Consider the following 8,688-nt stretch of genomic DNA (forward strand, 5'->3'; position numbering starts at 1 on the left):
ATGCCGAACCAGGACCAACTCGCCCAGATGAAAACGGGCAAGGGCTTCATCGCAGCACTCGACCAGTCCGGCGGCTCGACACCCAAGGCGCTCGCCGCCTACGGTGTGGGCGAAGATGCGTGGTCGACCGAGGAAGAGATGTTCGACCTGATCCACGCCATGCGGTCGCGGATCGCCACTGCCCCCGCCTTCACCGGTGACAAGGTGATCGGCGCGATCCTGTTCGAAATGACGATGGAGCGCGAGATCGCCGGCAAGCCGGCGGCCGAATTCCTCTGGAACGAGCGCCGCGTGGTGCCCTTCCTCAAGGTCGACAAGGGCCTCGCCGACGAGCAGAACGGCTGCCAGCTGATGAAGCCGATGCCCGATCTCGATGCCCTGCTCGACCGCGCGGTGGCGGCGGGCATTTTCGGCACCAAGATGCGCTCGGTGATCAACGCCGCCAATGCCGACGGCATCGCCGCCGTGGTGGCGCAGCAGTTCGAGGTGGGCAAACAGATCCTCGCCAAGGGGCTGGTGCCGATCATCGAGCCGGAGGTGAGCATCAACTGCCCCGAGAAGGCCGACGCCGAGGACATCCTGCTCGAGGAGATCACCAAGCATCTCGACGCGCTCGATGACGGTCAGGATGTGATGCTGAAGCTCACCCTGCCGACGATCACCAACCATTACGGCACGCTGATCAAGCACCCCAAGGTGGTGCGCGTGGTGGCGCTGTCGGGCGGCTACGCGCGCGACGAGGCCAACGCGCTGCTCGCGCAGAACGCGGGCATGATCGCGAGCTTCAGCCGCGCGCTCACCGAGGGGCTGACCGCCCAGATGAGCGACGACGAGTTCAACGCCGCCATCGGCGCGGCGATCGAGGACATCTACCAGGCCTCGATCACCTGAACCGGGCAAGATCGGCGGAAGGTGGCGCAACGGCCGCCTTTCGCCCAGGCATTTTGGGATTCACAAGCCGAATCACCTGTGCGATACTGGTGCGCAGCGTCCGCGAGAGGCGCGCGTGAGGCACGAACGGGCAGATGATGAGCAATCCGCGCAATCAATCCGGGCTGGGTGGGGTCGTGTATTTTCTCGGCCTCGTGGCCGCGGCGCTCTACTTCACCTTTGCCAGCGTGCAGGGCGATTTCGGCCTGTTCAACCGGGTGCGGATCGACGCCGAGGCCGAGGCCCTGCGCGCCGAGCGCGACCGGCTGGCCGAAGACCTCGCTGTGCTGCGCAACAAGACCCACCGTCTCTCCGACGAGTACCTCGACCTCGACCTGCTCGACGAACAGGCCCGCTCGGTGCTTGGCCTCGTGCGCGGCGACGAGGTGGTGCTGCGCTGACGCCCTCGGGGCGGTGGTTTCGACCACGCCCGGCAGCGGCCGCAGCTGGCGGCCCACGGCATCACCCGGCGCGGGAAATCTCACTCATATCAGTCAATTGGCCCAGCCCGGCCGATGCGCCGGCGATCTCCGGCGCACCCTGTGCCGGGCCGCGTGCGACCTAGCGGCGCGAGGTCGGTGCGGTCGCCTCGACGCGGGCGGGGATATTGGTCGCCACCGGCACGCGCTTGCCGCCTTTCGGCTCGTCATCTTCGCCCATCCGCATGATCACGATGGCGAATTGCACGCCCGCGAACACGATGCCGTTGAGGAACACCAGCATCGCCAAGGCGATCCACCCCATGTCGGAGGTCGAGATCAGGTGCCAGAGGTTCGCGATGTTCAGGTAGAGCAGCGCAAAGACGAAAACGCCCGACAGCGCGAAGCCGATGATCACGTTCTTGATGTATAGGCGCACCAGTTGTGGCATTGGGTTCCCCCCGGTTTTTCGAGACTCTCACCCTAACACGTAAGGCGCCGCCGCCAAGCGTCAAGCTGACGCAGCTCACCCGGGGGTGAAGCCGCGTGGCTCAGAACGCCTCCGGACGCGCCTCGCGGGCCATGTGGTCGAGCACCGCGTTGGCGAATTTCGGCTCGTCGCTCTCGGGGAAGAACGCCCGGGCCACGTCGACGAACTCGCTGATCACCACCTTCGGCGGCGTGTCGCCCTCGACAAGCTCGGCCCCGGCGGCGCGGAACAGCGCCCGCAGCGTCGGGTCGATCCGGCCGATCGGCCATTTCGCCACCAGCGCGCGGTCGGTCATCTGGTCGATCCTGGCCTGCAGGTTCACCGCCGTTTCCATCAGCGCGCGGAACAGGTCGGGATCGCCCTCGACCATCTCGCCCTCTTCGAGCGCCTCGCCGAAGCGGAACTCCTCGAACTCGCGGATCACCCGCTCCACGGTCTGGCCCGAGCTTTCCATCTGGAACAGCGCCTGCACCGCGTAGAGCCGCGCGGCCGAGCGCATCTTGCGCTTCTCGTTGCCCGACAGGGTCATGCCCCGGTGCTCCCCTCGCCCGGATCGCCCGCGAGCCGGTATTCCTCCCAGGGGCGGAAGCCCACCGGCTTGTCCACCCGGCCCCACTTGTGGCGCAGGGCGATCAGGTGCAAGGCCGCGGCCGCCGCGCCGCCGCCCTTGTTCTGCCCGTCCGGATCGGCGCGCACCTCGGCCTGGGCGCGGTTTTCCACCGTCAGGATGCCATTGCCGATCGCGAGGCCCTGCAGGCCGAGCAGCGTCAGCGCGCGCGAACTGTCATTGCAGACCGTCTCGTAATGCGTGGTTTCGCCCCGGATCACGCAGCCAAGCGCCACGTAGCCGTCGAAGTTCGAGAGCCGGTCGGCCATGCCCAGCGCCGTCGGCACCTCGAGCGCGCCCGGCACCTCGACGAGATCGCAAGAAGCCCCCGCCGCCTCGATCTCGGCCCGGGCGCCGGCCAGGAGGTTGTCGGCGATATCCTTGTAATAGGGCGCCACCACGATCAGCAGCTTCACCGGCTTGTCGAAGACGGGGCGCGGCAGGACGTAGTGCTGTTCGTTCCCGGCCATCACTTACCTCCGCGAATCGGGTGTGTGCCCTCGATTACGAGATCGTAGGCTTCCAGCCCCACCACCTTCGGCATCGGGCTGTTGGTGAGCAGCATCAGCCGCCGGATCCCGAGCGCCGAGAGGATCTGCGCGCCGAGCCCGTACTGGCGCAGGATCTGCGGGCTCACCGTGCCGTCGACGGCGAGCTTCATCGCCGGGTCACGCAGGAGCACGACAACGCCGCGGCCTTCTTCGGCGATGATCTCCATCGCGCGCTGCAGCTCGTCGGCGGGCGCCGGGCCGAGCCCGAGCGCATCTTCCAGCGGGTTGAGGCTGTGCATCCGCACCAGAACCGGCTCATCGGTGGTCAGGTCGCCCTTGGTGAGCACGATATGCTCGGCGCCCTGGGTTTCGTCGGTGAAGACGCGCAGCATCCAGTCGCCGCCGAATTGCGAGGTCACCGCCTTCTGCGCGCTCTCGTTCACGAGGTTGTCGTGGCGGCGGCGGTAGGCGATCAGATCGGAGATCGTGCCCACCTTCAGCCCGTGTTTCTGGGCGAAGCCGACAAGCTCGGGCAGGCGCGCCATGGAGCCATCGTCGTTCATGATCTCGCAGATCACGCCGGCGGGCTGCAGCCCGGCAAGGCGGGCGATATCCACCGCCGCCTCGGTATGGCCCGCGCGCACCAGAACGCCGCCGGCGCGGGCGCGCAGCGGGAAGACGTGGCCGGGCGTGGCGATGTCGCTGCCGCCCTTGGCCGGGTCGATCGCCACGGCGATGGTGCGGGCGCGGTCATGCGCCGAGATCCCCGTGGTTACCCCCTCGCGCGCCTCGATCGAGACGGTGAAGGCGGTTTCGTGCCGCGAGGCGTTCACGGTCGACATCAGCGGCAGGCCCAGCGCGTCGATCCGCTCGCCGGGGAGCGCGAGGCAGATCAGCCCGCGCCCGTGGGTGGCCATGAAGTTCACCGCTTCCGGCGTGGCCATCTGCGCCGGGATCACGAGATCGCCCTCGTTCTCGCGGTCTTCGTGGTCGACGAGAATGAACATCCGGCCGTTGCGGGCCTCTTCGATGATCTCCTCGATGGCGGAAATGGCATCGCGCCAGTTCACTTCCATCGGACCGGGGGTTTCGTATTGCTTTCCGTCCGCCATGGTCTTCCCTCGCTTGCGCTCGCCCGGGGAGATAACCGCTCGCGCGCGCCATGGCCAGAGGCAAAGGCGCGCGGGTTCCGCCGAGGCAATTCGCATGGCCTCGACCAACGAGACGGGTTAGACAGGGGCAACGACCGCCCCGGGCGGCGCAGGCCCGGGCGCGCAGCACAGGAGGAACCAGCATGGCGGAGATCAGCTTGGCGAAGGCGCGGACGATGATCCGCAAGACGCTGGAGGCGGGACGCGCGCAGGAGATGAAACCGCTCGCGGTGGCGGTGCTCGACGCGGGCGGGCATGTCATCGCCTTCGAGCGCTCCGACGGCGCACCTCCGGGCCGGTTCGAACTGGCGCGGGCCAAGGCCTACGGCGCCGTGATGCTCGGCATGGGCGGCACCGCGCAGCGCGACCGGGCCGAGGCGCAGGCCTATTTCATGATCGCCGCCAACGGCATCTACGGCGGCCAGCTGGCCCCGGTGCCCGGCGGCATCCTCGTGCGTGACAAGCGCGGCCGGGTGGTCGGCGCAGTCGGCGTGACCGGCGACACCTCGGAGAACGATCTGGCCGTGGGAATCGCCGGGATCGAGGCGGCGGGGTTTGCGGCCGAGGGGTGATCCCCCTTTTTCTTAGGCCCTGCACGACCTATCTTGTGACCAACAGCCATGGAGGACCGGCACGGTGACGGCGAAACGACGCCCGGTTATCGGGATCATCGGCAACTCGGCGCTGATCGGCGGCGATTACCCCGCCCACGCGGGCGGCACGATGAATTCTGCCGCCGTTGCCGAGGTGGCCGGCTGCATGCCGCTGCTGATCCCCGCCGATCCGAACTACGTGAGCGTCGAGGAACTGATGGAGACCTGCGACGCCTTCCTGCTCACCGGCGGGCGGCCCAACGTGCACCCGGAGGAATACGGCGAGCCGCCGACCGAGGCGCATGGCGCCTTCGACCGCTGCCGCGACGCGGTGACCCTGCCGCTGGTGCGCGCCTGCGTCGAGCGGGGCCAGCCGTTCTTCGGCATCTGCCGGGGCTTCCAGGAGGTCAACGTCGCCATGGGCGGCACGCTCTACCCGGAAATCCGCGAATTGCCCGGCCGGATGAACCACCGGATGCCGCCCGAAGGCACGATCGAGGAAAAGTTCGCCATCCGCCACGTGGTGCACCTTGAGGAGGGCGGCGTGTTTCACCGCCTGCTCGGTGCGCGCGACGTGATGACCAACACGCTGCATGGGCAGGGCATCAAGACCGCCGGCAAGCACGTGGTGATCGACGGCTGGGCCGATGACGGCACGCCGGAGGCGATCTATATCGAGGACGCGCCCGGCTTCGCGCTCGCGGTGCAATGGCACCCCGAGTTCAACGCGGCCAACGATCCGGTGTCGCGCCCGCTGTTCGAGGCCTTCGGCGATGCGGCACGCGCCTGGGCCGAGGGGGCGTGCCGCACGCCCGCGCTCAAGGCGGTGTGATCACGTCGGGCTTGACCTTTCCCCTGCTGGAAGCCCGATCCTGAGCTTTTCGCGAAAGGAGGCGTCATGCGGGGCGTGCTGGCAATATCGGTGATCGCCGCGGCGGCGGCCGCGGGCTGGCTCCTGCTGCGTGACCCGGCTCCCGAGCCGGCACCGGTGGCAGGTGCGGGTGCCGCGGGCGAGATGGTCCCGGTCCAGATGCCCATGCTGGCGGGTGCCGAGCTCGTCGGCAAGCAGGTGTTCGCGGCGCGTTGCTCCGAATGCCACGGCCCCAACGCGGGCGGGATCGAGGGTGCGGGGCCGCCGCTCATTCACAAGATCTACGAACCCTCGCATCATGGCGACATGGCCTTCGTGCTGGCCGCCACGCGCGGGGTGCGGGCGCATCACTGGCGCTTTGGCAACATGCCGCCGGTCGAAGGGATCACGCAAGGCGAGATCGACGCGGTGGTCACCTTCATCCGCAAGGTGCAGCGCGTCAACGGCATCCTTTGAGCCTTGCGCGCCGCGCCCGACCGGGGCACCAAGGCAGGGGTCAACCCCGGGAACCCCGCATGAAACGCTCGCGCATCAACGAGATCATGGCCGAGGCCGACGCGATGATCCGCCGGTTCGGCTTCACCCTGCCGCCCTTCGCCTACTGGACGCCGGAGGAATTCCGTGCCCGCGCGCCCGAGGCGCAGGCGGTGATCGGCGCCCGGCTGGGCTGGGACATCACCGATTACGGCGCGGGTGATTTCGACAGGATGGGGCTTTTCCTGTTCACCCTGCGCAACGGGCGGCTCGCCGATCTGCGCGCCGGGCGCGGGATGTGCTACGCCGAGAAACTGCTGATCTCGCGCCGCGACCAGCTCAGCCCGATGCACCGCCACATCGTCAAGGCCGAAGACATCATCAACCGCGGCGGCGCGACGCTGGCGGTGGAATTGTTCGGCTCCGACCCGGACGGCGGCTTTGATGTGTGTGCCGGCGGCGTGGTGCACTGCGACGGGATCGAACGGCGCTTCGCCCCCGGCGAGGTGATCCGCCTCGCGCCGGGCGCAAGCGTCACCCTGATGCCGGGCGACTGGCACGCCTTCTGGGGCGAGGGCGGCGACGTTCTGATCGGCGAGGTCTCCACCGTGAACGACGACGAGACCGACAACGTGTTTCGCGACCCGATCGGGCGGTTTTCGCAGGTGAAAGAAGACGAAGCCCCGCGCCACCTGCTGGTGTCGGACTACCGGCGCGTGTTCGGCGGTTAGGGTTCGTCACCCTGACAGAAATTTGTCGATTTGCGCTGCGTTCGGCTTCGGTTGAGTGGACGAAGGCTTGGACGGTGTTGATGCGGACGATCCCGACTTTCGCCGCAATTGCGGAAACTGGTGCGCTCAAAGTCCTGCGCTGTCACGGACTGCGGGAAGCGGTGGTGCGCTTTGACTGCGCGATCATTCAGTCATACCATCAAAAGCGGACAAAAAGCTGACGTAATATCGGTGTGCGATGCTGTGTCATAGTGAACCGCCCCGGGTTTGCCGGAGGCCGGTTGATGTAAGCTACGCGGCCATGGTTTCAGTTTCCAGAGCTGCGTAGAAGTTGGCTTCGGCCTCTGCCGGCGGGATGTTTCCGATGGGTTCCAGCAGGGGGCGGGTGTTGAACCAGTCGACCCATTCGAGGGTGGCGTATTCCACGGCGTCGAAGCTGCGCCACGGGCCACGGCGGTGGATGACCTCGGCCTTGAATAGGCCATTGATCGTCTCTGCGAGTGCGTTGTCATAACTGTCGCCGACACTGCCGACCGAGGGCTCGATGCAGGCCTCGGCCAGGCGCTCGGTGTATTTGATCGACAGATATTGCGATCCGCGATCGCTGTGGTGCACGAGGCCCGCGCCCGGTTGCCGCTGGTGAACGGCTTGTTCCAGAGCGTCGAGGACGAAGCCGGCGTGGGCCGTGCGGCTCACCCGCCAACCGACGATCCGGCGGGCAAAGGCGTCGATCACGAAGGCGACGTAGAGTGAGGCATTGGTCGCCATCGGTTCGAGACCGATGCCGAACGCCCGACCAGGTAGCGACGTAGGTGAAGTCGCTGACCCAGAGCCTGTCAGGCGCTGGCACACGGAACTGCCGGTTCACCTTGTCCAAGGGGCACGGCAGCGTCTTGTCCGGCACCGTGGTCCTATGCGGCTTGCCGCGGATAGCACCGTGAAGTCCCATGTCCTTCATCAGCCGCGCGACGGTGCAACGGGCGACATCGAAGCCTTCCCTCCCGAGCTGTCGCCAGACCTTCCGCACGCCGTAGACCCGCCAGTTCGCCTCGAAAACCCGCTCGATCTCGGGGCGCAGCTCCGCGTCCCGCTTCGCCCGGTCCGAGAGCAGATCAGGATCAGCGCGTTTGACCAGATGATCGTAGAACGTAGACGGGGCAATCGGCAGTTCCCTGCAAATCGGCTCGACCCCAAGCTCCGCGCGATGCGCTTCAATAAACGCGATCATGACTTCGGTCGGCGGTCGAGCTCCGCCTGAGCAAAATATGCGCTGGCCTTCCGCAGGATCTCGTTCGCCTGCCGGAGTTCCCGGTTCTCCCGCTCCAGCGCCTTCAGCCGCTCGGTCATCTCAGTCGTGACACCGGCCCGCTTGCCGCTGTCGACCTCGGCCTTCTTGACCCACTCATTCAGCGTCTGTGCCGCACAGCCGATCTTCGAGGACACTGACAGGATCGCCGACCAACGGCTCTCATGCTGCCCAGGATTGTCCAGAACCATGCGAACCGCTCGCTCGCGCACTTCGGGGGAATACTTGTTCGTTGTCTTGCTCATGATGCTCCATCCTACTCAGGAGTTGGAGCCTCCGGCAAACCCGGGACGGTTCATACAACTTGACTGAGTGTCATGAGGTTTGGTGGGGCTCAATCAATGCCGATTGCTGAGAGGACTCGCTTGATCTCTACATAGAGATAGATTTCGTCATCTTGGGTGATCATGCGGGCGTGCATCGTGCAGATGCGGATTGGGTAAAGACGCTGAAAGGATTCCTGCACGAAAGTCGGACGGCGGAACACCGGCTCGAACACTTCATTCCAGTTGTTTTTTTGCGTGATGATCGTAAGCCTCCGGGGAGGGCCGTCTTTCTGACTTGAGGCTCACGGCGTAGGTCCGGCGCTATGTCCGACCATAGATACAGACCTGAAGTAGAGATC

The 8,688-nt window shown here is 66.6% G+C and carries 11 protein-coding genes, 1 pseudogene and 1 other annotated feature; of the genes and pseudogenes, 6 read left to right on the forward strand and 6 right to left on the reverse strand.

The features are described 5' to 3' along the window. Window positions 1–891 (forward strand): fructose bisphosphate aldolase, encoded by an 891-nt coding sequence (locus tag IEW01_RS09530; RefSeq protein ID WP_188527371.1) that lies wholly within the window; start codon window positions 1–3, stop codon window positions 889–891. A gap of 137 nt (window positions 892–1,028) precedes the next feature. After that, window positions 1,029–1,331 carry an FtsB family cell division protein gene (locus tag IEW01_RS09535; RefSeq protein WP_188527372.1) on the forward strand — a complete coding sequence of 101 codons (303 nt, stop codon included), beginning with the start codon at window positions 1,029–1,031 and terminating at the stop codon, window positions 1,329–1,331. Window positions 1,332–1,491: 160 nt separating this feature from the next. On the opposite strand, the gene IEW01_RS09540 is transcribed toward IEW01_RS09535, so the two are convergent. The 4 genes from IEW01_RS09540 to ribB all read right to left on the reverse strand — a co-directional run bounded on the left by IEW01_RS09540 (window position 1,492) and on the right by ribB (window position 4,049). Next, a complete protein-coding gene (locus IEW01_RS09540) occupies window positions 1,492–1,800 on the reverse strand; it encodes a hypothetical protein (RefSeq protein ID WP_188527373.1) in 309 nt (102 codons plus the stop codon). A gap of 100 nt (window positions 1,801–1,900) precedes the next feature. Then, a complete protein-coding gene (gene nusB / locus IEW01_RS09545) occupies window positions 1,901–2,368 on the reverse strand; it encodes a transcription antitermination factor NusB (protein ID WP_188527374.1) in 468 nt (155 codons plus the stop codon). After that, complete coding sequence (locus IEW01_RS09550; RefSeq protein ID WP_188527375.1) at window positions 2,365–2,916, reverse strand: 6,7-dimethyl-8-ribityllumazine synthase; 552 nt, start codon at window positions 2,914–2,916, stop codon at window positions 2,365–2,367. Before IEW01_RS09550 ends, nusB begins: the two co-directional genes overlap by 4 nt. Further along, window positions 2,916–4,049 (reverse strand): 3,4-dihydroxy-2-butanone-4-phosphate synthase, encoded by a 1,134-nt coding sequence (gene ribB, locus IEW01_RS09555; protein WP_188527376.1) that lies wholly within the window; start codon window positions 4,047–4,049, stop codon window positions 2,916–2,918. The genes IEW01_RS09550 and ribB overlap by 1 nt, the downstream gene beginning before the upstream one ends. Window positions 4,050–4,231: 182 nt before the next feature. Between ribB and IEW01_RS09560 the strand changes: the two genes are divergently transcribed. From IEW01_RS09560 to IEW01_RS09575, 4 genes are all read left to right on the forward strand, one after another. Then, window positions 4,232–4,660, forward strand: coding sequence for a GlcG/HbpS family heme-binding protein (locus IEW01_RS09560; protein WP_188527377.1), 429 nt, complete (start codon window positions 4,232–4,234; stop codon window positions 4,658–4,660). Window positions 4,661–4,724: 64 nt separating this feature from the next. Further along, window positions 4,725–5,513, forward strand: coding sequence for a gamma-glutamyl-gamma-aminobutyrate hydrolase family protein (locus tag IEW01_RS09565; protein WP_188527378.1), 789 nt, complete (start codon window positions 4,725–4,727; stop codon window positions 5,511–5,513). 66 nt (window positions 5,514–5,579) lie between these two features. Continuing rightward, complete coding sequence (locus tag IEW01_RS09570) at window positions 5,580–6,008, forward strand: c-type cytochrome (protein WP_188527379.1); 429 nt, start codon at window positions 5,580–5,582, stop codon at window positions 6,006–6,008. Window positions 6,009–6,067: 59 nt separating this feature from the next. After that, window positions 6,068–6,757: a D-lyxose/D-mannose family sugar isomerase gene (locus tag IEW01_RS09575; protein ID WP_188527380.1), complete on the forward strand. Its 690-nt coding sequence runs from the start codon at window positions 6,068–6,070 to the stop codon at window positions 6,755–6,757. Between the two features lie 291 nt (window positions 6,758–7,048). On the opposite strand, the pseudogene IEW01_RS09580 reads toward IEW01_RS09575, so the two are convergent. Then, window positions 7,049–8,308: pseudogene (locus IEW01_RS09580) on the reverse strand (IS3 family transposase). Continuing rightward, window positions 7,911–8,027 (reverse strand) — a sequence feature (AL1L pseudoknot). Its footprint overlaps the pseudogene before it by 117 nt. An 89-nt stretch (window positions 8,309–8,397) precedes the next feature. Continuing rightward, entirely contained in the window at window positions 8,398–8,562 is a 165-nt protein-coding gene (locus tag IEW01_RS09585) for a hypothetical protein (protein ID WP_188527381.1), read from the reverse strand. Window positions 8,563–8,688: the final 126 nt, after the last annotated feature.

Source organism: Sinisalibacter lacisalsi, assembly GCF_014640115.1.
In the GTDB taxonomy this organism is placed as follows: Bacteria; Pseudomonadota; Alphaproteobacteria; order Rhodobacterales; family Rhodobacteraceae; genus Sinisalibacter; species Sinisalibacter lacisalsi.

Bases quoted from the DNA above. Each gene is read 5' to 3' on its own strand.
- IEW01_RS09530 (WP_188527371.1), top strand. From the start codon at position 1: ATGCCGAACCAGGACCAACTCGCCCAGATGAAAACGGGCAAGGGCTTC.
- IEW01_RS09535 (WP_188527372.1), top strand. From the start codon at position 1,029: ATGAGCAATCCGCGCAATCAATCCGGGCTGGGTGGGGTCGTGTATTTT.
- IEW01_RS09540 (WP_188527373.1), bottom strand. From the start codon at position 1,800: ATGCCACAACTGGTGCGCCTATACATCAAGAACGTGATCATCGGCTTC.
- nusB (WP_188527374.1), bottom strand. From the start codon at position 2,368: ATGACCCTGTCGGGCAACGAGAAGCGCAAGATGCGCTCGGCCGCGCGG.
- IEW01_RS09550 (WP_188527375.1), bottom strand. From the start codon at position 2,916: ATGGCCGGGAACGAACAGCACTACGTCCTGCCGCGCCCCGTCTTCGAC.
- ribB (WP_188527376.1), bottom strand. From the start codon at position 4,049: ATGGCGGACGGAAAGCAATACGAAACCCCCGGTCCGATGGAAGTGAAC.
- IEW01_RS09560 (WP_188527377.1), top strand. From the start codon at position 4,232: ATGGCGGAGATCAGCTTGGCGAAGGCGCGGACGATGATCCGCAAGACG.
- IEW01_RS09570 (WP_188527379.1), top strand. From the start codon at position 5,580: ATGCGGGGCGTGCTGGCAATATCGGTGATCGCCGCGGCGGCGGCCGCG.
- IEW01_RS09575 (WP_188527380.1), top strand. From the start codon at position 6,068: ATGAAACGCTCGCGCATCAACGAGATCATGGCCGAGGCCGACGCGATG.